This is a genomic window from Arcobacter arenosus, from assembly GCF_005771535.1.
Taxonomy (GTDB): Bacteria; Campylobacterota; Campylobacteria; order Campylobacterales; family Arcobacteraceae; genus Halarcobacter; species Halarcobacter arenosus.
Genome location: NZ_VANU01000004.1, coordinates 23618 through 50285 on the forward strand (window position 1 = coordinate 23618; position 26668 = coordinate 50285).

The 26668-nt window shown below is 26.7% G+C and carries 25 protein-coding genes; 9 read left to right on the forward strand and 16 right to left on the reverse strand.

The window, feature by feature from the left end; translation table 11 throughout:
• Position 1 precedes the first annotated feature (1 nt).
• The 6 genes from FDK22_RS09255 to FDK22_RS09280 all read right to left on the reverse strand — a co-directional run bounded on the left by FDK22_RS09255 (position 2) and on the right by FDK22_RS09280 (position 6024).
• On the reverse strand, positions 2-991 hold the full coding sequence (locus FDK22_RS09255; protein ID WP_138152648.1) for a sensor histidine kinase: 990 nt from the start codon (positions 989-991) through the stop codon (positions 2-4).
• Positions 984-2402 (reverse strand): phytoene desaturase family protein, encoded by a 1419-nt coding sequence (locus FDK22_RS09260; protein ID WP_138152649.1) that lies wholly within the window; start codon positions 2400-2402, stop codon positions 984-986. The genes FDK22_RS09255 and FDK22_RS09260 overlap by 8 nt, the downstream gene beginning before the upstream one ends.
• Positions 2395-3726, reverse strand: a complete 1332-nt coding sequence (locus FDK22_RS09265; RefSeq protein WP_138152650.1) for a cryptochrome/photolyase family protein — start codon at positions 3724-3726, stop codon at positions 2395-2397. Before FDK22_RS09265 ends, FDK22_RS09260 begins: the two co-directional genes overlap by 8 nt.
• The gene (locus FDK22_RS09270; RefSeq protein ID WP_138152651.1) at positions 3726-4676 is read right to left on the reverse strand and encodes a YbgA family protein; all 951 of its coding nucleotides are present in this window, start codon (positions 4674-4676) and stop codon (positions 3726-3728) included. The genes FDK22_RS09265 and FDK22_RS09270 overlap by 1 nt, the downstream gene beginning before the upstream one ends.
• 75 nt (positions 4677-4751) lie before the next feature.
• Entirely contained in the window at positions 4752-5672 is a 921-nt protein-coding gene (locus FDK22_RS09275) for an AEC family transporter (RefSeq protein ID WP_138152652.1), read from the reverse strand.
• Between the two features lies 1 nt (position 5673).
• Entirely contained in the window at positions 5674-6024 is a 351-nt protein-coding gene (locus tag FDK22_RS09280; protein ID WP_138152653.1) for a cupin domain-containing protein, read from the reverse strand.
• Positions 6025-6182: 158 nt separating this feature from the next.
• On the opposite strand from FDK22_RS09280, the gene FDK22_RS09285 reads away from it, so the two are divergent.
• The 9 genes from FDK22_RS09285 (at position 6183) to FDK22_RS15905 (ending at position 17031) form a co-directional block, all read left to right on the forward strand.
• Positions 6183-7637: an alanine/glycine:cation symporter family protein gene (locus FDK22_RS09285; protein WP_138152654.1), complete on the forward strand. Its 1455-nt coding sequence runs from the start codon at positions 6183-6185 to the stop codon at positions 7635-7637.
• A 94-nt stretch (positions 7638-7731) separates the two neighbouring features.
• Positions 7732-8859, forward strand: coding sequence for a sensor histidine kinase (locus FDK22_RS09290; protein WP_138152655.1), 1128 nt, complete (start codon positions 7732-7734; stop codon positions 8857-8859).
• A gap of 9 nt (positions 8860-8868) precedes the next feature.
• On the forward strand, positions 8869-9549 hold the full coding sequence (locus FDK22_RS09295) for a response regulator transcription factor (protein ID WP_138152656.1): 681 nt from the start codon (positions 8869-8871) through the stop codon (positions 9547-9549).
• A 64-nt stretch (positions 9550-9613) separates the two neighbouring features.
• The gene (gene aspA, locus FDK22_RS09300; protein WP_138152657.1) at positions 9614-11017 is read left to right on the forward strand and encodes an aspartate ammonia-lyase; all 1404 of its coding nucleotides are present in this window, start codon (positions 9614-9616) and stop codon (positions 11015-11017) included.
• Between the two features lie 16 nt (positions 11018-11033).
• Positions 11034-11528, forward strand: coding sequence for an asparaginase domain-containing protein (locus tag FDK22_RS09305; protein WP_138152658.1), 495 nt, complete (start codon positions 11034-11036; stop codon positions 11526-11528).
• Between the two features lie 174 nt (positions 11529-11702).
• On the forward strand, positions 11703-13055 hold the full coding sequence (locus tag FDK22_RS09310) for a TolC family protein (RefSeq protein WP_138152659.1): 1353 nt from the start codon (positions 11703-11705) through the stop codon (positions 13053-13055).
• Positions 13056-13068: 13 nt separating this feature from the next.
• The gene (locus FDK22_RS09315) at positions 13069-13842 is read left to right on the forward strand and encodes an efflux RND transporter periplasmic adaptor subunit (protein WP_138152660.1); all 774 of its coding nucleotides are present in this window, start codon (positions 13069-13071) and stop codon (positions 13840-13842) included.
• Positions 13829-15361 carry an efflux RND transporter permease subunit gene (locus tag FDK22_RS15900; RefSeq protein WP_138152661.1) on the forward strand — a complete coding sequence of 511 codons (1533 nt, stop codon included), beginning with the start codon at positions 13829-13831 and terminating at the stop codon, positions 15359-15361. The genes FDK22_RS09315 and FDK22_RS15900 overlap by 14 nt, the downstream gene beginning before the upstream one ends.
• Positions 15362-15372: 11 nt before the next feature.
• The gene (locus FDK22_RS15905; RefSeq protein ID WP_138152662.1) at positions 15373-17031 is read left to right on the forward strand and encodes an efflux RND transporter permease subunit; all 1659 of its coding nucleotides are present in this window, start codon (positions 15373-15375) and stop codon (positions 17029-17031) included.
• Here the strand turns inward: FDK22_RS15905 and FDK22_RS09330 are convergent.
• The 10 genes from FDK22_RS09330 to FDK22_RS09375 form a co-directional block, all read right to left on the reverse strand.
• The gene (locus FDK22_RS09330) at positions 17028-18257 is read right to left on the reverse strand and encodes a sensor histidine kinase (protein WP_138152663.1); all 1230 of its coding nucleotides are present in this window, start codon (positions 18255-18257) and stop codon (positions 17028-17030) included. The two genes, FDK22_RS15905 and FDK22_RS09330, sit on opposite strands and share 4 nt — an antisense overlap.
• Positions 18258-18443: 186 nt before the next feature.
• Positions 18444-21284: a transporter substrate-binding domain-containing protein gene (locus FDK22_RS09335; RefSeq protein ID WP_138152664.1), complete on the reverse strand. Its 2841-nt coding sequence runs from the start codon at positions 21282-21284 to the stop codon at positions 18444-18446.
• The gene (locus FDK22_RS09340) at positions 21281-21742 is read right to left on the reverse strand and encodes an N-acetyltransferase (protein ID WP_138152665.1); all 462 of its coding nucleotides are present in this window, start codon (positions 21740-21742) and stop codon (positions 21281-21283) included. The genes FDK22_RS09335 and FDK22_RS09340 overlap by 4 nt, the downstream gene beginning before the upstream one ends.
• On the reverse strand, positions 21732-22334 hold the full coding sequence (gene yihA / locus FDK22_RS09345; protein WP_138152666.1) for a ribosome biogenesis GTP-binding protein YihA/YsxC: 603 nt from the start codon (positions 22332-22334) through the stop codon (positions 21732-21734). The genes FDK22_RS09340 and yihA overlap by 11 nt, the downstream gene beginning before the upstream one ends.
• Positions 22334-22831 (reverse strand): lipopolysaccharide transport periplasmic protein LptA, encoded by a 498-nt coding sequence (lptA, locus tag FDK22_RS09350; RefSeq protein WP_138152667.1) that lies wholly within the window; start codon positions 22829-22831, stop codon positions 22334-22336. The genes yihA and lptA overlap by 1 nt, the downstream gene beginning before the upstream one ends.
• Positions 22832-22834: 3 nt before the next feature.
• Complete coding sequence (locus FDK22_RS09355; protein WP_138152668.1) at positions 22835-23368, reverse strand: hypothetical protein; 534 nt, start codon at positions 23366-23368, stop codon at positions 22835-22837.
• A complete protein-coding gene (locus FDK22_RS09360) occupies positions 23359-23856 on the reverse strand; it encodes a KdsC family phosphatase (RefSeq protein ID WP_138152669.1) in 498 nt (165 codons plus the stop codon). The genes FDK22_RS09355 and FDK22_RS09360 overlap by 10 nt, the downstream gene beginning before the upstream one ends.
• Positions 23853-24425, reverse strand: coding sequence for an imidazoleglycerol-phosphate dehydratase HisB (hisB, locus tag FDK22_RS09365; protein ID WP_138152670.1), 573 nt, complete (start codon positions 24423-24425; stop codon positions 23853-23855). Before hisB ends, FDK22_RS09360 begins: the two co-directional genes overlap by 4 nt.
• Positions 24426-24433: 8 nt before the next feature.
• Positions 24434-25243 carry a septal ring lytic transglycosylase RlpA family protein gene (locus tag FDK22_RS09370; RefSeq protein WP_228711686.1) on the reverse strand — a complete coding sequence of 270 codons (810 nt, stop codon included), beginning with the start codon at positions 25241-25243 and terminating at the stop codon, positions 24434-24436.
• Positions 25230-26633, reverse strand: coding sequence for a lytic transglycosylase domain-containing protein (locus tag FDK22_RS09375; RefSeq protein ID WP_138152671.1), 1404 nt, complete (start codon positions 26631-26633; stop codon positions 25230-25232). The genes FDK22_RS09370 and FDK22_RS09375 overlap by 14 nt, the downstream gene beginning before the upstream one ends.
• Between the last annotated feature and the right edge of the window lie 35 nt (positions 26634-26668).

Genomic DNA, 26668 nt, shown 5'->3' on the forward strand with positions numbered 1-26668 from the left:
ATCAATCCTTCAAGCTTATTATAAATTTCATATTAGAACCATCTACTTGATGGCTTAATCTCCCAACATTAAGTAAATCTAATCTTTTATCAAGATTATTTAAACCTGTTCCATATTTTATTCTTTGGGATAGTTTACCATTATTTATAATAATAATCTCCTTTGAAGAGACTAATATATCTATTTTCAATCTATTTCTATTGTATCCATGCTTAATTGCATTTTCTACTAACAACTGAATAGAAAACTTAGGTACTAAAATATTTTCATCATCTTCATTTAACTCAACATTTAATTCTATATTATTCTCAAACCTAATGTTTTCAATATTTAAATAGGTTTTAACCATCTCAATTTCAGTTTTAATTGGTATTAAACTCTCTTTAGTAATAGCATTACGTAAAAATCTTGACAACTCAAGGGTTGCCCTCTCTGCATCTTTTTTATCTACATAAATTAGTTCAGAAATTGAATTTAAAGCATTAAATAAAAAATGTGGATTTAATTCATTTTCCAAAGCTTTGATTTTTGTTTCTAAAACTTGTGAGTTTATATTTTCATATCTATGTTTCATTGATACAAATTGGTGTAAAATCAATCCAATTAAAAAAGTTAAAAAACCAATAATTATAGAGATAAAAAACCAATAAGCACTTATAAACTCTACAATTTCAATTTTGAAAAAAGAACCAAGATAAAAACTAAAAGAAAAACCTAAAAATCCAGATAAAAAAGAAAAAATGAAACTAATCAAATACCAGAATTTCTCTTTTAATTTTGGGAGAATAAAATCATTTGAAATTGTAATAAATACAAATGAGAATAAAGAGATACAAAAAGCTGTTAAACTACTAAAAAGTACTGTATATATATTTTTAAATTCTTCATTTAAAAAATAAAAAAACCAAGAGATTAAAAACCCAAAACTAGTTCCAATAAATACTATATAAAGCCAGTCTTTTTTTGAAATTTTTAATTTTATTCTATCCATTAAATTCCTTGTTTAAAGCCTTTACCCCAATTGCAACACCAGGCCAACCTTGACCTGCAAATACTGAATCGCCTATATTGTATAAACCTTTAAAAGGTGTTTTAGCACTTGGAGTAGAAAAAACATTTTTCATAGTGATAGCCCTACCTCCACAATTATATCTATTTATATATCTGTTAAAAGTAAGGGAAGAAGCACTAAATTTTTTAATTATATCCTCTTTTTTTATAGTATTAAGTTTCTGCAATAGTTTATCGATTATAAACTCCTGAGTTTGTTCTTTTTTTAGCTCATATTCTTCTTTATTTAATTTTTTCCAAAATGAAGCCTTAGTATGAGAGGAGATAGTTATAGAATAACCTCTATTTGACATCTTTTCATCATCTTTACTACTAATAGAGATAAAAAATGAATTTGAAATACAATTTGGTATTTGCTCATCAAGAATTATTAAATAATGGTGTAAAAGATCATAATTTTTTTCTAAAACCAAATTTACCACAAAAGCACTTTGGTCATTAAAGTCAAAGCTTTCATAATATTTTTTAATTCTTTCATCTTCAAAAAGTTTTCCACTATCATAAATAGTAGAATTTAATACTACATTTTTTGATAAATATTCATCTTTATTTGAAATAAGTCTAAAATAGTCTTTTTCTAAAACTATTTTCATAATCTCCTCTTTTTTCTTAGTTTCAATATTTTCAAGTAATCCATCAAATAAACTACCCATTCCACCATTTACATAAAACACATCATGAAAAGGGTATGAAAGTCCTAATGCCAAAGAAAGTAATGATATATCCTTTGATGTTGTTTGTAAAGTAATTAAAAGCTGTGCATCAATAAAATGTTGATATTCTAAACTTATATCTCCAAGGGTTTCTTTTATAAAACTATTTGCACTTTTAAATACTTCAATATTAAAACTTTTAAATAGTTTTATTAATGTATTTGCACTAAGTATATATGACTTTAAAGAATATTTTCCATAATAGATATCATGTATTTGCCAAAACTTTTCATCAAGTTCTTTTATCTTTGCCCAAAAAACTCTATTGTTTTTATTAGGAAAAGCTTTATTTATTTGGTCTAAAAACTCTTCAAAATCTTTTACTCTATCGATTGTTTTTTCATTTTGTAAAACTCTAAAAGCTATATTGCTTTTTTTAATATCAGGTTTATAATCAATATTATCAAAAATCTCTTTTACGGGATGTCCTGTTTCATATCCTACAAAGGTAGTTGCTCCACTGTTAAAATAACTTCCATATCTTTTAAAAGTACTTGCACATCCACCTAAGTTTGAATCTTTTTCAAAGACAACAATATCTTTATCTTTGTTAAGTGAGGCAAACATACTACCTCCCATTCCAGAGCCAATTACGCAGACTTCATAATATCTACACATTTTTAGCCTCTTTGAATCTGTCAATTGCCATTTTTCTAGATAATGATATATCAACCATAGATTTTGGATAATCAACAAATAAATTTGATTGAACACCATTTTCAATATGAAAAAGTCTAGGGGATAAACTTTCAAAATCTTTTATAACTGATTTGATAAATATCCCATCTTTATCAAATTTTAAAGATTGTGTATAAGGATTAAATACTCTAAAATATGGTGCAGCATCTGCTCCTGTACTTGCTCCCCATTGCCAAGAACCAACATTTGATGAACATTCGTAATCAAGTAGTTTTAAAGCAAAATACCCTTCTCCTTTTTTCCAATCTATAAAAAGGTTTTTTGTTAAAAATGAGCATACAATCATTCTAAGACGATTATGCATAGTTCCTGTTTCATTTAGATGTCTCATAGCTGCATCTATAATAGGAACACCAGTATTTCCCTCACACCATTTTATAAAATCATCTTCATTTTCATTCCACTTTATACTCATACCATTGAAATTATCAAATTGTGAATATGGGAAGTGGTATAAAATATAATTGTAAAATTCTCTCCAAAAAAGCTCTCTAATAAAACCCTCACTATAATTATATTTTCTGTAGTAATTAAATAATTGTTTAGGAGATACTATTCCAAATCTTAAATGCACAGATAGTTTTGAAGTTCCATCTTTAAAGAAAAAATCTCTATTTTCTTGATATTCTTCTAATTTTGAAGTAAATTCTTCCATTAATATACAAACATTTTTAGTTAAAAACTCAGGAAGCTCAACTTTTTCAAAACCCATATCTTCTAAACTTGGAATAGTTTCATAATCAAACTCTATTTTTTTAAGTGATTCATTAAACTTATATGTTTCTATACTACTAGAAGTAGTTATCATATTCATAGATTTATAATATGGTGTAAAAACTTTATATGGGGTACCATCATTTTTTAAATGTTCATTTGGGTGGGTGATAAAAGAATCGTAAAACCTTTTCATTGGTAAAAACTCTTCTATTTGCTTATCTCTATTTTTTGCATAATCATCAAAATCACATGAGCATAAAATCTCATCAAACCCATCTTTTAAGTTTTTAATAATATCCTTTGGTTTTCCATAAAAAATTGCTAAATCGAGACCTTTTTCTTTTAATTGTTTTTTTAAAGATAAAACCGTTTCATAAATAAAAGTTACTCTCTTATCATCTTTTGGTAATTTATCTAAAATATTTTTATCAAAAATAAAAATTGGCAATACTTCATCTTTTGCATTTGAAAGTATCGCATTATCTTCGATTCTAAGATCTCTTCTAAACCAAAGGATTTGTTTCATTATTTAAAAGCCTCCACTTTTGATCTAAGTGCCATCTCTTTAGGATATGGAGTTAAAAACTTTTGTCTTTCAAGATATTCAATATTAAATCTTTTTACATAAATTTTTATTATTTTAATAACTGCAACCAAAGGTATAATATGTTGTTTAAACTCTTCCAATGAAGTTAAAATCTCTTCTTTTTCATCTTTTGTGATATATTTTTTAAAATATCCGAAAATATGCATTAAAACATTGTAAGTGTTTGAAGTTCTACCTTTTAAAGCAATAGCTTCCAAAAATCTTTGTTTATATAAAGCTAATACCTCTTCAAGAGTTTTCTTTTCATGATTTGCAACAATTTGACCTAACTCTTTATATGACTTGTGTGATTTTGAATAAATAAGATATTTATATGAAGTATGGAAATCAACTAACTCTCCAAATGTTGGTTGCGTTTTCATAAATTCAAAGATATCTTTGTAAGCAAATACTTGCATTAAAAAGTTTTCTTTTAACCATGGGTCACTTAATCTTCCCTCCTCTTCAATTGGAAGTAAAGGAAACTTTTCCATAAGCTCTTTAGCAAAAACTCCTACTCCGACATTTTCACTTTGACCTTCACCATCAGGATAGATTTTAACCCTTGCCATTCCGCAAGTTGGAGATTTTGATTTTAAGATATAACCACAAAGCTCATCTTCACTAATACTATCAACTAAACTTTTAGAAACGTCAACAATCTCTTTTGTTACATCTTTTTTAGTGTTAGTAGTTCTTATAATAAGTTCACCATTTATTCTTACTTGTCTAATGGCTTCTCTAGGAGTTGGGTATATTTGCCCTTCTGGACAAAAAGATCTAAATTCAAAATGTTTTGACAATTCATCATAAACAAATTTATCCTTAGAATGTTGACCATCATATCGACACTGTATCCCAAGTAAACATGTAGAAATACCTATTTTCATCTTAAAGCCTTTTTTTGTTTTATTGTAACAAATTAAGGTATTTTTAGTATATTTCAGATGTCAGTTTATCAATTTTTACATAAATAAAAATATTGCAATAGGGATATAAAATAAAGAGATTAAGATAGAGATAAATACAGTTAAAGACATCATTTCAGGTTTTAAGTTTAAAAGTGTTGCAATTGTAACTGTATTTCCTGCTAAAGGAACAATAGAATATAAAAACATTACTTTATAAAACCCTTCATCAAGAAGAAGTAAAAAATTTCTATCTATATATATAAATAGTAAAACAATTCCCGGCCAAAGTAAAAATTTTAAAGAAAGAGCGTATGAAATAAATTTAACATCAAAAGCCTTTGCACTTTTTAGTTTTTCCATCCCCATACCTAAAAACATCATTCCTAAAATTGCATAACATCCTTTTAAATAGATTATATAGTTTAAAAACATCTCAGGCATTTTTATACCTAAAAAATTAAAAACAAAACCTAATATAAATGCATATAAAACAGGAAGCTGAATAACTTTTTTTAAACTTTGTCTAGCTGTAAAACTTCCCTTTGCTGTAATGAAATATCCAACTGAATTTTGATAAAGCATTGTTCCTAAAACAGCAAAAATAAAAACATCCACAAGATGATCATCAAATAAAATTATAGCTATAGGAATACCAATATGACCAGTATTTCCAGTAGAACTAGCAAAGGCAAGAAGATTTGAAGTATTATCTTTCCATACTTTTTTAAATAAAAAAAGTAAAACAAAAGCCATAATAGAACTTGCTAAAAAGAAAAAAACAGGTAAAAAGACAACTGAACTATCAAGCTTAACACTCATTGTTGCATTAAAAGCAATTAATGGACCTAAGATATAAAATAAAATCTTGGCAATAGTTTCTTTATTACAACCTAATAATCTAGTGCTTATAAACCCTAATATAACTGAAAAATAAAGAGGAACAATCTTTGAAAAAAGTGCAAAAAATACTGACATTTTAATCTACTAAAGTTATCTCATCCTCTTTTGTAGTAATCATACATAAAAACTCATATGGTTTATCAAAACAAGCTTCATAATAATGAGGGACTCCAGTTGGGATATATAAAAAGTCACCCTCTTTTGCATGAATTATCTCATCACCAATTTTAACCTTTGCCTCACCTTTTAATACATATTGTTGATGTTGTATTAAATTTGTATGATTTGGCATAGTTCCACCAACTTCTAAAGTAACTTTTCTAACAATAAAGTCTTTATCAATATTTGGAGTTAAAACTGCAATTGTAGCACCATTTGTTTTTGGTATCTCATTTGTTACATAATCTTCAATATTTTTACAATACATTTATAACCTTTATTATATTCTAATTTAAAAGTTTAATTAGTGAATATTTATTTAATTAAAAAACCATTATAGACAAAATCTCCTTTATTTTTGAATCTTTCTTGACACTTTTACCCCACTTCGCTTAGTTAGAATTTATTTTTGAAAAGGAGAAAATTATGTTAGCAGAAATCAACAGTTTCTTAAATGACCTTATATGGGGAAATATTTTAATATATTTATTACCATTATTAGGTATATTTTTTACAGTAAGTTCTAGGTTCGTTCAGTTTAGATATTTCTTTAAAATGTTTAGTATTTTAAGACATACAGAACATGATAAACATGGACATATTAGTTCATTTCAAGCACTAATGCTTAGTGTTGCAGGACGTGTTGGTGGTGGGAACATCGCAGGTGTTGCTGTTGCAATTACAATTGGTGGTCCAGGAGCAGTTTTCTGGATGTGGATTATTGGACTAATTGGTATGAGTACAAGTTTCTTTGAGTGTTCACTTGCACAATTATATAAAGAAAAAGATGCTCAAGACTCTTGTGTTTATAGAGGTGGACCAGCTTATTATGCAACTAAAGCTTTAGGTCAAAAATGGGTTGGGGTTATCATTTCTATTTTAATTATGATCACTTTTGGTTTTGCTTTTAATGCAACACAATCTTTTATCATAACTACATCGTTTGAGTCTTCATTTAATATTCCAACATGGATTACAGGTATTTCTTTAACTTTAATTTTTGCATTAGCAATTTTTGGAGGGATTAAAAGAATTACTAAATTTTCTGAATTTATTGTTCCAATTATGGCAGTTGGTTATTTACTAATTGCAATTATTGTTATTGCATTAAACTTAAGTGAGATTCCATCTTTAATTTCAATGATTGTACATGAAGCTTTTAATCCAAGTTCTGCAATTGGTGGTGGTATTGGTGCTGTTATTTTACAAGGTGCAAAAAGAGGAATGTTCTCAAACGAAGCTGGATTAGGTTCTGCTCCAAATGTTGCAGCTGTTGCTTATGTAGCCCATCCTGTTCAACAAGGTATTGTTCAATCATTCTCTGTATTTATTGATACAATTATTCTTTGTTCTTGTACTGCATTTATAATTCTTTTATCTGGTGTTTATCAACCAGGAGTTGAAGGGGTTCAAGGAGTATTATTAACTCAAAATGCTTTAATTGAACATATTGGTCCTTATGGAGGATATTTTGTAACAATTGCCCTATTCCTATTTGGTTTTTCATCTATGTTATATAACTACTACTTAGCTGAGAACTCTGTAAACTTCTTTATAAAAGGTAATGTTACTGCATTTAATATCTTTAGAGTTATTGTAGTTGCACTTATTATTTGGGGTTCATTCCAAGATTTAGGTTCAGTATTTTCATTTGCAGACCTTTCTATGGGACTTCTAGCAGTTATTAACTTAATAGTAATTGCCCTACTTTATAAACCAGTTTTACAATTAATCAAAGGTTATGACAGACAACTTAAAGAGGGTAAAAAACCTGTTTTAAGATATAACGATTATACTGATTTTAATATTGACAAAAAAATCTGGAAAGAGATTGTTGATACTATTCAAAACAATAGAGCAAAAGGTGAAAAAGACCTTTAATATTTAGTAGACTAAAGTCTACTAAATATCAAAACTTTTAAGTAAAAATAAGACATTATATAAGCTGGAAAAGAAAATGACACAAAGGTTTTTTATGTTCAATAAAGAAGGTATCCCTTTTTTTATTATTACTATTCCTTTTTTAAGTATATTATTTATCTCTTTTTTCACTCTTTCATATTATTTAAAACTCTCAAATGAAAATTTTGAGAAAGATATAAATGAGTACAAAAAACTATATGCTTTAGAAAGTAATATTACAAAAAAACAAATTGAGGAAAAAATATCTTTAAAAATAAAAGAGCATGAAGAAACAGAAAAAAAATTTAAAAGATTTATTGTACTCACCACTGTTTCTATCTTAATTTTTATGGCTTTATTTTCACTATTAATGACTACTATTATAAATGATTTGATAAAAAAATATAAACTTCAAGTTCAATACAAAGAGAATAAACTCCAAAAGTTAAATAGAAATTTAGCTTCTAAAGTTGAAGAAGGGATTGCAGAGGGTAAAAGAAAAGATAAAGCTATGTTACAACAATCAAAGTTAGCAAGAATGGGTTCTATGATTAGTATGATTGCCCATCAATGGAGACAACCACTTACTGAACTTTCTGGTATTTTAATGGAGCTTGAAACTGCAACTAGATTTAAAAAAGTTAACGAGGAGCATATTTTAAACTCAATTGAAAGAAGTGATACTATGATTGAATTTATGTCAAATACCATTGATGATTTTAGAAACTTTTATAAACCAGATAAAATCAAAGAGGATTTTTATTTAGTAGAATCATGTAAAAAAGCTCTAAGTTTAATTAGTGCAACATTAAGTGAAAATCAAATAAAACTTGAATTTGATGTAAGACAAGATAGTAAAATTCATGGATATCCCACTGAATTTTCCCAAGTAATTTTAAATTTATTGATAAATGCTACGGATATTTTAATTGAAAAGAAAATTCAAAATCCAAAAATAAAGATTAAAATTGAAAAAAGAGAAGATACCTCAATAATAATTGTTAGCGATAATGCAGGAGGGATAAAAGAAAAAAACTTTGAAATGATTTTTGACCCATATTTTTCAACTAAAGAATCATCAAAAGGTACAGGCTTAGGATTGTATATTTCAAAGCTTATTATTGAAAAAAATATGGGTGGAGAACTAAGTGTTAGAAACGACCAAGAGGGTGCAGTTTTTAAAATAGCTTTAATAGGATAAAAAATAAGAATGGACGAAATATTATTAGAAAATTTAAAAAACATACCAATTTTGTGTGTTGAAGATGAAGATGGAATTAGAAAAACTATTGTAGATACTTTAAAATATTACTTTGATGAAGTTTATGAAGCAAGTGATGGAAATGAAGCTTATGAAATATATTCAGAATATAAACCAAAAATCATTTTAAGTGATATACAAATGAAAAACTGTGATGGAATAGAATTTGTTAAAAGAATTAGAGAAAATGATATGTCAACAACAATCATTATGCTAACAGCTTATTCAAATGAAGAGTATCTCATGGATTTAATAAATTTAAATATCAACCACTTTATTTTGAAACCTCTAAATCTAAAAAAACTAAATACAGCTCTTCTGAAATATTTAAAAAAGTCCCATAAACCTATTGTCCTATGCGAGAATTTAGCTTTAGATTTAAATAAAAGGGAACTACTTTATAAAGATGAAGAACCTATTATTTTAAGAAAAAGGGAAAAAGAGTTTTTAGAGCTTTTATACCAAAGAAATGGTTCAATATTATCATATACAGATATTGAAGAAGAGCTTTGGACAGATAAAGAGATGACAACCCATGCTTTAAAATCTTTTATAAAAGAATTAAGGGCAAAATTGCCAATAAATATTATAAAAAATATACCTCAAGAAGGTTATGCCTTAAATATCTAAAATGACCACTTTTTCCCTACTTTTATATATTATAATTTTTTAATTATTTAAAAAAAGGGAAAAAGTGAAAAAAGAATTCAGAATCGAAAAAGATTTTTTAGGGGAAAAAGAGATTGAAAAAGATGCTTACTATGGGATTCAAACACTAAGAGCAAGTGAAAACTTTGATATAACTCATACTAGTTTATCTTTATTTCCAACATTTATAAAATCTATAGCAAAAGTAAAAAAAGCTTGTGCCTTAACAAATTATGAGTTAGGTGATTTAACAGATATACAAAAAAATGCAATTATTCAAGCATGCAATGAGATTATTGATGGAAGATATCATGATCAATTTATTGTTGATCCTATTCAAGGTGGAGCAGGAACTTCAACAAATATGAATGCAAATGAGGTAATTGCAAATAGAGCCTTAGAGATTCTGGGGGAAGCAAGAAGTACATATGAGATTATTCATCCAAATAATCATATAAATATGTCTCAATCTACAAATGATGTTTATCCAACAGCAATTAAAATTACCCTACATGAATTAATATATAAATTAAAAGATTCACTTAGATATTTAAGAGATAGTTTTGATGAAAAGGCAATTGAGTTTAAAGATGTTCTTAAAATGGGAAGAACACAACTTCAAGATGCAGTTCCTATGACTTTAGGTCAAGAGTTTAAGACCTATGCAGTTATGGTTAACGAGGACATAAATAGATTAAAAGATTGTCAAACTTTATTAAAAGAAGTAAATCTTGGAGCAACTGCAATTGGAACAGGAATAAATACAAAAGCAAAATATCAAAGAAGAGTTATAAGTAACCTAAGAGAAGTTACTGGAGTTGATTATATTAGTGCTGGGGATTTAATTGAAGCAACACAAGATACAGGTGTATTTGTTCATATTTCAGGTGTTTTAAAAAGAGTAGCAATCAAAATTTCAAAAGTTTGTAATGACTTAAGACTTTTAAGTTCTGGTCCAAGAGCTGGATTAAATGAGATTAATCTTCCTAAAATGCAACCGGGAAGTTCAATTATGCCAGGGAAAGTAAATCCTGTAATTCCAGAAGTTGTAAATCAAGTAGCATTTGAAGTAATTGGAGCTGATACTACTATATCTATTGCTTGTGAAGGTGGACAATTACAATTAAACGTATTTGAACCTTTAGTTGCATATAAACTATTTACATCAATTAATATTATGAGAAGATCATTTCATACCCTTGCAGATAAATGTATTAAAGGGATTACGGCAAATGAAGATGTTTGTATGGAAAATATTTTAAATTCTGTTACAATAGTAACTTGTTTAAATCCAATTCTTGGATATGAAAAAAGCTCTGCATTAGCAAAAGAGGCTCTTGCAACAAATAAAAGAATATATGATATTATTTTAGAGCAAGAACTATTTACAAAAGAGGAGTTAGATAAACTTCTTCATCCAAAAAATATGGTAACAAACTATCAAGGGTAAAAATTTAAGGAATAAAATGAATATAACTATTATAAATACTGGTGGAACATTTAATAAAAGATATAATCCAATAAAAGGACAACTTGAAGTACCAAGTGATAATATAGCATTAGACAAGATTACACAATCTTGTCATAATGTAGAGTTTGAAATCAAAAATATTGTTTCAAAAGATAGTCTTGATATGACTGATATTGATAGACAAACTATAACTGATGCTGTAATAGAATCAAAAAATGAGAAAATTATAATAATTCATGGAACTGATACAGTTGATTTAACATCAGCATTTTTAAAAGAACAAGTAAAAAATAAGAAAATTGTTTTTACTGGAGCAATGGTTCCAATGAGTATAGATGAAGTTGAAGCAACAATGAATTTTTCAATGGCACTAGGTTTTTTAAGTGCAGATATTAAAGATGGAATTTACTTAGCTATGCATGGTGTAGTTGTTGATGCAAGTAAACTAAAAAAAGATAAATCAATTGGTAAATTTTTAATTCAAGAATAAAAATGGAAAATTTAGAGAATGAAGTAATAAGTTTTGGTATAATTGCATTAGTAGTGTTACTTTTAGCATACTTAACAAAGAAAAAAGAAGATAATTACAAGTAATATTTGTTTTTTTACTTTTTTTAATTTTTTTCTTGTATAATCCCCTCAAAAAAAGGCTTTAGGATGGGATATGTATAAATTTTACTTATACTTATTATTACTCTATTCATATGGTTTATCTCAAACTATAAATTATGAAGATGTAATTTCACAAACTTTAGAAAACAATAATAATCTTAAACTTCAAGAATTAAATATTGAAGCTTCTAAATTAGATATACAAAAAGTTAATGGCTTTTCTTACGGTAAACTTGAGTTAAGCCATGAAGTAATGAGAACAAATCATCCTGGATATATTTTTAATTCAAAATTATCATCTAGGGAGGCTTCTTTTAATGATTTTGGAGCTTTAGACTTTACTGGTCCTTCTGCAATTAATGTTATTCCAGATAATCTAAATAATCCAGAACCTAGAAATAATTTTTCAACAAAAATAACTTATGATATACCTCTTTTTACAGGGTTTAAACTCTCAAATCAAGAAGAGCTTTTAAAAATAAAAAATAAAGCTGAACTACTAAAACTAACACTTGATAAAAGAGCTTTAGAGTTTGAAGTTTTAAAAGCTTACAATGCAGCAGTTGTAGCAAAAGAGTTTATAGAAGCTACGAAACAAGCTAAACAAGCAGTTTCACAATTCGTAAAATCAGCAAATGAGTTTTACAATGAAAGTTTAGTTACTAAAATTGATACAAAACAAGCAAAAGTTCAAGAATTAAAAGTTCAAAGTAAAGTTACCCAAGCACAAAATAAATTTGATATTGCAATTGCATATTTAAGATTTTTGAGTTCAAATGAAAAATTATCAAATGTAAAATCTCTAAAACTTTTTAGATTAAACAATAATCAAGAACTAAAATCTTTATACAAAGAAGCAATTGAAAATAGAGTTGATTTAAAAATGCTTGATATCTCAAAAGATGCTATGGAAAAAAATGTTGATTTAAATAAATCCTCTTTTTATCCAAATTTATATTCCCATTTAGAATATGGTTTAAATGATGATACACTAAATTTTAGTTCTTCAAAAGATTATTATATGGGCTTATTAGGGCTTAAATATACAATTTTTGACACAAGTAGAGATGCAGATTTACAAAAAAGTAAAATAGAATTAAATAAAACAAAACTAAATTTAAATCAACTTCAAAATGCTATTAAATTAGAATTAGAAAAAGCTTTTTTAAATCTAAAGGCAAAGGAAAAGATACATTTAGAAAAAATTGAAGCAAAAGAGTTATCTTTTGAAGTTTTAGAGCAGTCTAAACTCATGTATAAAAACCAATTAATATCAATGACAGAACTTCTAAAACAAGAAGCATCTTACAGAGAAAATGAAGCAGAATTAATAATGGCTAATTATGAAAAATCTATAGCTCAAGCAAGATTAAAACTTGCTCTTGGAAAAAGCTTAAGGGATTAAAGGATTATAAGTAATGAAAAAAAGATCAATAACTTTAATAATATTTTTAACAAGTGTAATAAATTTAAATGCACTTGAATTAAGTGGTACAGTAATTTCTGATAATGAAAAAATTATCACAAGTAGATATATGGGATTTATTGAAAAAGTATATGTAAGTGAAGGAGATTTTGTAAAAAAAGGTGAACTTTTATATAAGATTGATTCTTCAAATATTGATAGTTTAAAAAGAGAAGCTCAATTAAATCTTCAAATCCAAGAAAATAATTATAACAATGTAAAAACAAATTATGAAAGATATAAAAGATTATATGAAAAAGATTTAGTTCCAAAATATGATGTTGAACAACTTGAGCTAAAACTAAAAAATATAAAAAATATGATATCAATTGCAAAAGCAAAACTAAAAGAGGTAGAATCTCAATACAATTATTTAAAAATTGTTGCTCCAAATGATGGTTTAGTTATTAAAAAAAGCATTAAAAGTGGCGAAATGGCTATGCCTTCAAGTCCAGCTATAATTCTTTCTGATTTAAATTCACTTAAAATAAAAACAGATATTAGTGAAAGTAATTTAAGAAAAATAAAAATTGGGAAAGAAGTAGAGATTCAAATTGATTCATTAAATTTAAATACAAAAGGGAAAATTGCCTCTATAATTCCAAATGTTCAAAATATGACACACTCTTTTACAATAAAAATCTCTTTTGATTCAAAGGGAATGAATATCTACCCTGGTATGTATTCAAAAATATTTATTAAAGTGGATGAGAATGGAAAACAATAATCTAAATATTGCAGGAAGACTTGCACAAATTTTTATTGACCACCCTTTAACTTTTATATTAGGTACATTTACTTTGATTCTTGGAGTATTATCTTTAGAATTTATGCCAAGGGAAGAAAACCCACAAATAAAAGTTAGCGGTGGAGCAGTAATTGTTGCCCTACCAGGAGCAAAACCAAGCGAGATAAAAAAAGTAATAATTGAGCCTTTAGAAAAGAAAATAAAAGAGATTAAAGGTGTTGAACATATCTATTCTTATGCAAAAGATTCAGTTGGTATAGTTCAAGCTCAATACTACATCGGTGAAGATAAAGAGGAATCAAATTTAAAACTTTATGACCAAATAATGAGAAATATAGATATGCTTCCTAAAGGGGCAATGCCACCAATTGTCAAAACTATGGATATAGATACAGATATTCCAATAGCAACTATTGCTTTTTATCCAAATCAAAATAAAATTTCTCAAACTGAACTTTTTAATGAAGTAAATAAAATAGCTTTTGAGATAAATAAGATTGATCAAGTTGCCCTTGTGGATTTAAAAGGGGAAAAGAAAGATCAATACAATATTGAAGTAGATTCTAGCAAGCTATCAGCTTATAATTTATCATTAGGACAGATTGCAAAACAAATTAAAGCTTTATCTTTAACTACCCCTAATATGGTATCAGATAACTTACATGATTCCTTAACTGTCTTAAGTATTAAAAATGCTATTGAGACAAAAGAGGATTTAGAAAATATCATTATTTCATACAACTTCAATACACCAATATATTTAAAAGAAGTTGCAAAAATCTCTAGAAGTTTTGATATACAAAATAAAAAAGAAGCACTTATTTTTACAAAAGAGAATACAAAAGGATTAAATCAAATAACATTAACGGTATCAAAACTAAAAGGTGCAAATTCAGTTACCATTAATGAAAAGATTTTTAAATATATTGATTCAATAAAACCTGAATTAGAAAAGAAAAATATAAAAATGGTAATCACAAGAGATGATGGATATACAGCCAATAATGCAGTTAACTCTTTAGTTCAAAACCTGCTTATCTCTATTTTGATTATTGCCATATTACTTATTTTTTCTTTAGGTTTTAAAGAAGCAATGATTGTATCACTTCTTGTTCCATCTATTTTATCAATTACCCTTTTTGTAGGATTTATGATTAATGAAACAATAAACAGAATCACTTTATTTGCATTAATAGTAAGTCTTGGGATGCTTGTTGATGCAGCAATTATTGTAATTGAAAATATTGTTAGACATAAAAAAGAAGATGGTGGTAAAACTGATATTAAAACTATTTCAATAAATGCTACAAACGAAATAGGAAATGCCACAAACATAGCAACAATAGCTATTATTATGACATTTATTCCAATGTTTTTTGTGGGAGGGATGATGGGACAATTTATGCACCCTCTTCCTGTATTTGTTCCTATAGCTTTAATAGTTTCACTAGTTGTAGCTTATGTTTTTACACCATATTTTGTAAAAAAATTTTTATAAGGAGATAGTAAATGAAATTAGAAAAATTTATTTATAATATTATTGAATCTCCTTCCAAATCAATGTTAGTTTATCTAATAACATTAGCACTTTTTGCCCTTTCAATTGCTACATTCCCAACTGAAATTATAAAAGCAAAAATGCTACCAAGTAAAGATTCTGACACCTTTTCTGTATATGTTGATTTAAAAGATGGAAGTTCAACAAAACAAACAAAAGAGGTTACTTCTTGTATCTCAGAAAAACTAATATCTAAAGAGATTGTGACAAATGTTTCTATATTTATTGGCGAGGGTCAACCCCTTGATTTTGCTGCATTAGTTAAACAAAGTGCCTTAAAAGACAAAGAATCCCAAGCAGAAATTATGGTAAATATTAAAAAAGCCCATAACAGAGATATTCAAAGTTATAACTTTGTTAGTGAAGTGCGGGATGAATTACAAACATGTTCTAAATATGATGCTAATATAAAATTAATTGAGCTACCTGCAGGACCACCTGTATTAGCTTCAATAGTTGCCGAAATATATGGCGGAAACTCTTTTGAAAGTAGAAGAGAATTTTCAAAAAAAGTTGCAAAAGTTTTAGAGAAACAAGAAACTTTGGTTGATGTTGATATCATGGCTGATGATGAGTATTCTAAATTCGAAATTGAATTAGATAATAATAAAATCATCAAAACAGGTATCTCTTTAGAGCAAATTAAAAATGTCCTTTATATAGCCTATGAAGGTATCACTTTATCAGTTGTTAATGAGAGTGATACAGAATCACAAGTTCCAATTTTTTTAAGATTAGATGACTCAAGGGTTTTTAATTCTAATAATATTGAAGATATTTTAAATAAACTATCTACACTTAAACTTATGAGTAAAAATGGTTTTTTAGTTCCTCTTAGTGAATTGATAAGTATAAAAAAAGTGATTAAAGAACCAACATTAACTTCAAAAAATTTAACTCCAATGATAAATGTAATCGCAGAAACAAATAAAGATAGCCAGATATACCCTTTATTAGACGCAAGAGATGCTTTTTTAAACAACTTTGATAAAAACTATGAAGTGAGTAAATCTAATCTTTTAAACCTAGAATTCAAAGATAAAAACACAGGTGAGAAGTTTGAATTAGTTTGGGATGGAGAACTTAAGGTTACCATTGATACTTTTATTGATTTAGGGGGAGCTTTTATTATCGCTTTAGTTTTAATATTCTTCCTAATGGTTATGTATTATAAATCTTTTGCAATCTCTGGTGGAATAGTGTTAGCCTCATTTATTTCAATTATTGGAGTAATATTTGCACATATAATTATGGATATGATTACAACAGATACTTTCTATTTAACTGCTACTTCACTTATAGGATTTATTGGGCTTATTGGTATTAATTCAAGAAACTCTACATTAATTATTGATTTTTCTAAACAATTAGTTGAAGATAAAGGATTAACAATAAATCAAGCAGTTGCACGTGCAACAGCAACGAGATCAAAACCAATTATTCTTACAGTTTTAACTATGGTATTTGCCTCATCTTTACTTGCAACAGATGCTGTATTTGGAGGATTAGGAGTTGCTCTTATTGGAGGAACATTAATCTCTTATGTAGTTTCAATGTTTTTTGTTCCTGTAATTATTAGAAATCAAATGAAAAAAATTATAAAAAATTAATCAGCAATATGGATTATAAACTCTAATCCATCGCTGATATTCTTAGCACTTATCTCGCCCCCAATTTTCTCCACAATATTTTTAACTAGATACAAGCCAATTCCTGTACCTTCCTTTTTTGTAGTATAATGTCTATCAAATAATCTTTCTAAAGTATAATCACTTACTCCACCTGCATTGTCTTTAAAAACAATACTAAAGCCAGTTAAATCTTTTTTTGTATATATATCTATATTTCTAACTCTTTTTTTATTTTCCACAAAGGCATCAATCGAGTTGTTTATTAAATTAATAAATACATGTGTAAACTCATTTTGATGTACATGTATATAAAAGTTTTCATCTATATCAATATTTAAAATTACATTGTTTTTTACTAAAACATCTTTTAATAGCATTCTTACATATGTAATTAATTTTAAAAGCTTTACACATTGAAGTTCACCTTTTGGCTTTAAAAAATCTCTAAACTCTTTAAGTGTTGTAATTAAATGATTAATATTGTCAATTTGTTCTTGGGTATAGTTTTCAATTGTTTTTTTATCAAGTCTATCTTTTTTACACTCATTTTTTATAAATTCAGTTCTAACTTTTATACCATTTAAAGGGGATATCCATTGATGGATAATTATCTCAATTAACTCTCCCATGGAAGCTAACCTTGATTGTTCTTTTAACATTTCAAGTTGGTTAGAACTTTTTTTCATCTCTTTATCAACTAAATGTTGAAGATTTTCCTTCATCTCATATTGTTGTTGAATATCTATTAATATAAAAAAATAAAGATGTTTATTTATTGGATGATTAATTGCTTTAATTTGGAATCTTCTAGTTGAATTATCATAACACTTAAAATTAATTTCCAAATCATTTATTAAATACTCTTTATAGCTCATCCAATTAAGAAAAGTTTCTAATGTCTCCTTTGGAATAAAGGAAGTAAAGTTTGTCTTAGTATTAATTTTTTTAAAATATTTTTCAACATAATTATTGACTTTTTCTATTTTAAAACTATCATCAACTATAAAACATGGGATTGGAGCATTGAAAAAGAGTGTAGTAAATTCTTCTTGATTTTCAAGTATATTATCTGCAGTAGTTTCATTTTTGTATGTTTTAATCTCTTGAATAATACTATACACATCTTTTTCACTTATAGTACTACTCAAACTGTTGTTATTTTTGTTTAATCTTAAAAAGATTTCATGGCTTAAATTATCTTGCATAATTAAATTCTATAAATTATCAAGTTAGCTTCATCATATAGTTAAATTACAATAATTTATATTCTCCCGTCTATATATTATAAATAATATCTTATCATATATTTTTAGTATTTTTTATTAATCTTTCTGTATTTATTAAAAAAAAATTAAAAAAAACAACTATTTAATATAGTTAAGTATAGAAGTTTATATATTTTTAGAAAGTTGAATAGTAAAAACAGCCCCTTCAGTTCCATTTTTAACTGTTAAAGAACCGCCACAATGATCATTTATAATAATTTTACTCATATATAAGCCTAGTCCCGTCCCCTCTTTTTCACTTTTTGTTGAAAAATATGGATCAAAAATCTTTTCAATTATCTCTTCATCAATTCCATTTCCATTATCACTTATTTCAATATATACATTTTGCTCATCACTATATGTTCTAATTTTAATTTTTGAATCTAAAACTAAATTTTCAACTAACACATCTTCAGCATTTTTAATTATGTTCAATATAACTTGATTTATCTCTGTTGCATGAACCATTACTTCTTCATTTGAGTCTAATTCTATTTCCAACTTTATATTATTTGATTCTAAAGAACCTTTTATAATTGAAACTGAATTATTTATAATATTTTCAAGACAAATAAGAATTTTTTCCTTATCACTTTTAAAGAAATTTCTAAAATCATCAATGGTAGTAGATAAGTGAATAGAGTAATCACTTATTAAAGATAACTCTTTTTCTAAATTTTGTTTAGGAAGTTTTTCATCTAACATCAATCTTATTAAAATATTATTTGTAGTTGCAGAGATTGCAGTTAATGGTTGTCTCCATTGATGGGCAATCATTGATAACATCTCACCCATTTGAGCTAACCTACTTTGTTGAATCAATTGTTTGGTTTTTTCTTCATTTTTTGCAATTTCACTTTGTACTTTTTCTTCAAGTTTAATTGTTAAAGAATTTAATTCATCTTCAATATCTTTTCTTTTTTGAATATCTCTCCACACAATATGGATTAATTTTTTATCTTGAAATTCAATTGCTGTAATAACAACATCAAGCCATATTAATGTTCCATCTTTTTTCTTATGAAGCATTTCAAAGGTGCAAGAACCCTCTTCTATAGTTTTATGTAAATATTTATCTATTAACTCTAAAGAATTGCTTCCATCTGGTTGAAAAGGTGGTAAAATATTTTCTCTATTAGTATTTATAAACTCTTCTTCACTTTCAAAACCTAATAATTGATAAGATTTAGGATTACATTTTACTATTTTAGTTTTTCCATCAAATGTTGCCAAAAAAACACCATCAGATGAATCATTAAAAGTTTTTTCAAATAGAATTTTTTGGGAATGAAGTTCTAATGTTTTTTCTTCAAGTTCTTTTGATTTTAATTCAATATTTCTATTTGCTTCTTGAAGTTTTTTATTATGGGTATTTAATACTATTTGTCTATATATCATAATTATAAGGATAATTAAAATTACAATTGCAATTTGCCAAAACTTTGTATAATCAACAAAGTTTTCATATTTTACAGACATCCATTTATTTTTCAACTCTTGTATTTTAGCAATGGAAATAGACTTAATCGCCTTATTTACAATTGAGACTAATAAATCATAATCTTCTCTAATCATAATTCTAAAATCTAAATTAAATTCGGTAGTTCCAGAGATTTTTATATCATTAAAGCCATATTTTCTAATATAATGGGATAATTCAGGAAGAATGTCAATAATTGCAAAAACCTCATTATTCGACAATCCTTTTAAAGCATCAAAATTATTTTTATAACTTGTAAACTTTATTTGTGGATATTTTTCGATTAAAATTTTATATATTCCTGTATCTTTTACAATTCCAACTTTTTTACCATCTAAAATAGAAGTATTTGTAATATATCTTTTGTCAAGTTTTGTTGCAATAGCAAGGGGATAAGACATATATGGAATAGAAAATCTGCTATATGAAACTTTATCTTCTGTAACTACAGCAGCAAGGGTTAAATCAGCTTCTTTATTTTTAATTTTTTCTTCAATTTTTTCATAGCTATCAACAACTTCACAGGAAGAATCAATTAAAGCTTTTTCTTTTATTATATTCCAAAAATCAACAGAGATTCCATGGGGTTTATCATTTACAAAAATAAAAGGATGCCAATTTGTAGTGATACATTTAATTTTCTTCTCAACTAAAAACAATCTCTCTTTTGCTTCTAATTCTTCAATTATATTTGCTTTTTCTTTCTCTAAACCATAGGTATCAATCCATTTTTTTCTTAAATTACTCCACTCAATTTTAGAAATAGAATCAAAAGATTTTTTCATAATTCCATAAAGAATTTTATTCTCTTTTGTTATTCCAAATCTTAAATCAGTTTTTTTTAGGTTTGGGAGGTTTAGTTCATCTAACACTTTCATATTAGTATATTGCTTATTTTTAATTGCATTTTGAGTACTTAAAAGGTGTCCAAAGATAATATCAACTTCACCAAAAGCTAAGGCATCTAATTTTTTTTCAAAACTTTCATATTCAACTATTTTAAATAAATTTAAATCTTCAATTAGATTTTTATAAAAAATGTTTTTTGTCATACCTAGTTTCATATTTTTTAATGAATTTAGGTCGGTATAATCTGTTAAATCTTTTCTTGAGAAAATCATTAAAGGGATTTCAAAATAAGGTTTTGTGTAGTTTGTAAAACTTAATCTACTATCACGATAAGAGATTGCATCAATTATATCAATCTTTTTTTCTTTGAATTTTTTTAGATTAACTGGCCATTTATTAACTTCATATTCAAAGTTTAAAGAACTCTTTTCTGATATTAATTGTAAAATATCATAAGAGAATCCTTCTATTTCCCCATTTTTTAAAATAGAAAAAGGTGGAAAGTCTGGTAACATTGCCACCTTGATTTTATTGTTTTTTATATACTCTTTTTCTTCTTGTGAAAAATTTAATTCTGCAAAAAGTGTAAGTTTAAAAAGTAAAAGTAAAAATAAAAATTTTAACAATCTACTCATAAATCATAAACCATTGCAATTTCATCACAAACAGGAAAGTGTTTACATCTAATACAATCAGCCCATATTTTATGTTCTGGTATTTTCTCTTTCTCTATTTCATAAAATCCCAATGATTCAAAAAAACCTTTTTGATAAGTTAAGGAAAGGATTTGTTGTAAACCCAAAGTTTTAGCCTCTTTTATACAAGCTTCTACTAACCTCTTACCTAATTTTAAACCCCTAAAGTTTTTAGACACAACTAAGCTTCTTACTTCAGAAAGTCTTGCTGAATGTACGTGTAAAGCAGTAAAACCTGCCATTACACCATCAACTTCTACAACTGTATATGATCTAATTGTATTAGCCATTTCATCTTCTGTTCTAAGAAGAATAATTCCATTTTCAACTTCTTCTTTAACTAATGATTGCATTGTAGCAATATGGCTAACATCTGGTTTATAAAATTTAATTTCCAAAAAGATATCCTGTAATTCTATCTTGAAGTTGTTGTAAACCTCGTTTTTTTAAGTTTGAAATAAAAATACCCTCAGGGTATTCTCTTTTTAACTTTTGTAAATCATTTTGTTTCAATTTATCAATTTTTGTAAAGGCATTAATGATAATTTGATCGCCTCTTTTTATTGTCTTTAAAAACTCATCTACATTTTTGTCAATTGCTAAATCTGGATGTCTTGAATCAATCAAATGAACAAAAATCTGTAAACAAGGTCTTTGTTCTAAATATCCAGTTAAGTTTTTATTCCAATCTCTTTTTAAACTTTTTGAAACCTTAGCATATCCAAAACCTGGTAAATCAACAAATCTAGAATAAACATAAGGTAACTCTTCATCTTCTGTTTTAAACTTAATATCAAAATAGTTTATCAACTGTGTTTTCCCTGGAGTAGAAGATGATTTAGCTAAACCTTTTCTATTTGTAAGGGTATTTAATAAAGAAGATTTACCAACATTACTTCTTCCTAAAAAAGCAACTTCTGCTTTATCTGGACTTGGAGAATCCATAATACTTTGAGCTGAAGTTAAAAACTTTGCATCAACAATTTTCATTATTTCTTCTCTTCTTTATTTTTATCATTGTTATTAACATTAATGATAAATCTTACTGGTTTATTTTGAGTTCCTTTAACCTTTGCATTACCTGTCAATTGGTTAATAAAAATAGTTTCCCCAAAAAGTTCTCTTTGTTCACTTTCTTCTTTTACGTAACCATTACCAATGATTGTATATTCTTGTTTTTTTGGAGAATAGATAACTCTATTACCTTTCCCTTTATATATTTTACCATTACTATAAATTTCAAAATCTGCATTACCTGAAGCCACATATTTAAATGGGGTATTAGACTTACCCTTCTTATTAGCTTCCATAAAAATCTCTAATTTATATGCATTTAGTTTATCTTTGCCCATTTTTAATTTTACATTACCAGTAAAGATAGTTATTCCTTTTGAATCATCCGATTCAAAACTATCAGCATCAATAATTAATTTATCATTTGCAAAAATCAAAGTTGTAAAAAACAACAATGTTATAAAAAATTTCATTTATTAATTTCCTTTATTTGTATCAATTTCAAAATGAGTGTTTTTAGCACTCATATAATATTTATTTAAATCAAGATATATATTTTCACCCTTAATGTAATTTTCATAATAATTACCGTCAAAGGGTTTTGAATTAAACGCAATTTTCGTTTGTGCATTATAATCTAATTCATCGGTATTTAAATTAACATAATCATTTCTAGTAAACTTTACATTATTTAAAAATTTGAACTTTTCAGCTCTTTTTACAATTTTATCAGCCAATAATGTATCAGTTATAATATCACCCTTTGAGTTTATATTTCTTGTTGTTAAAGAACCATTAAGTAATACATCTTTTGTTTTATATCTTATTGCCTTTTTTGAATAAACAATCCTATTCATATTTTGTGGACTTAATGTATACATTATTGAATCATCAAACACTAAAAGGGGCAAATCTTCAATTGATTCTTTTTTATCCACTTTATCAAAGGGGATAAAGTAGCTAAAAGTTGCAAGAATCAACAAGGATAAAACAAAAATTCTTATAACCATGCTTTAATAAAATCCTCTTCTATCCCATCTTCTTTTATAATATACTCAATCATCTCTCTAACCGCACCTTTACCGCCATAAGATTTACATTGAATATTTACAATCTCTTTTATATATTTTGAACCATTAGCAGGAGTAAAAGATATAGCAGCTTTTTTTAGCATCTTATAATCATTTAAATCATCACCAATAGCTGCAACTTCATTCCAAGTAATACCCTCTTCTTCTAGGATTTTTTCTAACACTTCATCTTTATTATGAACACCTTGATATAGATGCTCAATTTTTAAATCTTTAGCTCTTCTTTCAACTATTAAAGAGTTTCTTCCTGTAATAATTGCAGCTTTTTTCCCAAGCTTTTTTGTCCATGTTGCAATTGCTAAACCGTCTGCAACATCAAAAGTTTTAAGTTCATCACCATTATTTGAATATGTAATTCCACCATCTGTTAATGTTCCATCAACATCAAGAACAATTAACTTAATCATAAAACACCTTTTGTACTTGGTATTCCAAGCTTTTCATTTTTTGCTAAAGCTCGTCTAAGTGCCACGGCAAAGGCTTTGAAACTAGCTTCTAAAATATGGTGTTTATTTCTTCCTCTATCATTTATAATATGAACTGTTAGACCTGCATTTCCTGAAAGGGCATGGAAAAACTCTTCGGCAAGCTCAACATCAAACTCTCCAACTTTTCCAGTTACATTAACCTCATAAACTAAAAAAGGTCTATTTGATAAATCTAAAGCACATGTAGTTGCCGCTTCATCCATTACAACTGTTGCATTTCCATATCTTTCAACATTTTCGATTGGGAAAATCTCTTCTTTTAAAGCTTTTCCTAAAACAATACCACAATCTTCAACTGTATGGTGTGCATCAATATGTAAATCACCTTTACAAGTTAAATCTATATCAATACCACTATGTTTTGAAAGGGCTTCAAGCATATGGTCAAAGAAACCTACTCCTGTATCTATTTGAGAGGAACCATTACCTGATATATCAACTCTACATTTAATATCTGTTTCTTTAGTTTGTCTATTTAATTCTGTCATCTATTTTCCTATTCAGCAATAATCATTGCCCCAGTTAAACCATTATTTGTTCTATAATCTCTAGCTTCTTCTTCTGATCTAAACCCTGCAATCCAAACTCTGTTTATTGGTTTACTTTCAAAAGTACCTTCTTTAATAACAACATTATACCTATCTTCTAATGCTAATTCAAATTTTCTTTTTGTAATTTTAGCACCTTCAAGTCTTCTAAATGCACCAACTTGAATATAATATTTTCCAACAGTTGCAGTTTCTTGTTTTTCCTCTTTTGTTTGAGCAATTTTTGCATGGAATCCAAGAACTGTAATTTTAACATTAGCAGTTCCCTTTTTTACCATATCAACATCATGGGCAGCTTTATTTGAAAGGTCAATAATTCTTCCACTTACAAAAGGCCCTCTGTCATTAATTCTAACAATAGTTGATTTACCATTATCAAGGTTCTCAACTTTTACCATTGTATTCATAGGTAAAGTTTTATGGGCAGCAGTTTGAGCATACATATCATAAATCTCACCATTAGAAGTTTTTTTTGCATGAAAATTTGGACCATACCAAGATGCAATTCCCCTTTGTGTATCCCCAACTTTTGCTAAAGTTGGATAATACCATTTCCCAGCAATTTTATAAGGCCTCATAGTTGCTCTATGCATTGCTTTAGAATTTTTAATTTCTTGAGATCCAAGTGGCTTGTGTACTTTTTTACCAAGAATAGGTATATAACTACCATAATTTGTTGATTTTGAAGAACATCCAGTAAATATTACTCCAAAAGCTAAAGCTGAAAAACTAAATTTGATTATTTTATCTGATAACAAGTCTATCCCCTATTTTAAGAAAACTATCTTTTAAATTATTATCTTTCATAATTTTCTTAACATCAACCTTATATTTTCTAGCAATAGAATACAAAGAATCACCGCTTTTAACAGTGTATCTTTTTTTAGTAGGTCTACTACTCATTTTAAAAATATTTCTATTTTTTATCATATCATTTGGAATTGGCAATAAAAGTTTTTGCTTTAATGATAAAAATGATGATTTTAATTTATTTTGTTTTTTTATCATTTCAACTGTGATATTATACTTTTTTGCAATACCAATTAAGGTATCTCCACTTCTTACAGTATGAACTGCATAAACAGTATCTTTAATGCTGTTTTTATTTAAATTAAATCTACTTAATCTACTATATGGGATATTGATTGTATAAAAATTTTCACTTGGAGGGACTATTCCTCTTTTTAAGTGTTTGTTTAATTCATATAACTCTTCATATTTCATACCAATTGCTTTTGCAATATTATTTAAATGCCAACCACCTTTAACAGGAACAGTTGCAATTGTTTTTGAAATACCCATATTTAATAAGTGTGAATTAGCATCATTTTTTATGAAATTTTGTGAATTTAACATAGCTAATGAGATAATCTTTCTAATATATCTTCTAGATTCTTTTGGAAGATATTGTCTATCTAAACCTTTTTGTTCTTGAAGTAAATCTTCAATATCTGGATTGATTCCCCAAGTTTTAACCTCTTCATATACATCTCTTAATTTATAATAAGAAACTCTTCTTTTTTGGTATTGAGCAATTGTTTTTCTAAATTCATATATCTTTTTACTTCTTTTTTGTGAAGGGTGTTTTTCCACATAAATATCTAAAATAGCTCTAGTTAATGCTTCTATAACTCTTCCTTCACCACAGTTATATGCAATTGCAGCTAAATACCATTTATCAAATCTATCATGTAAGGCATTTAAATATTTTGTTGCAGCAATTGTTGATTTAACGAGATCCATTCTCTCATCAACATAAAAATCATTTTTTAAACCATACATTTTTGCAGTTCCATGCATAAATTGCCAAAGACCTGTTGCTCTTACATAAGATTTAGCATCAATATCAAAATTTGATTCTGCCATTGCCATATAAATAAATACATCTGGAATATTTTGTTGTCTTAGTATATCTTTTACTCTTGGTACAAATAATGATGCTTCATTAAGTTTTTCTAAGTAATTATGGGAATTTCTTCTATTTTGAAATTGCTCATACACCTCTTGAAGTTTATAGTCAGTTATAAAAGAAGATTTAATATCTAAATCTTCCAGAATTTGTAAATCTCTTTGTGTGAAATTTGAACCTATTAAGGATGCATAAGAATAAATAGAAAAAACAAAAATTAGTAATAATAGTTTTTTCAAATTCACTTTCCTATATATAAAAATAGACAATAGTA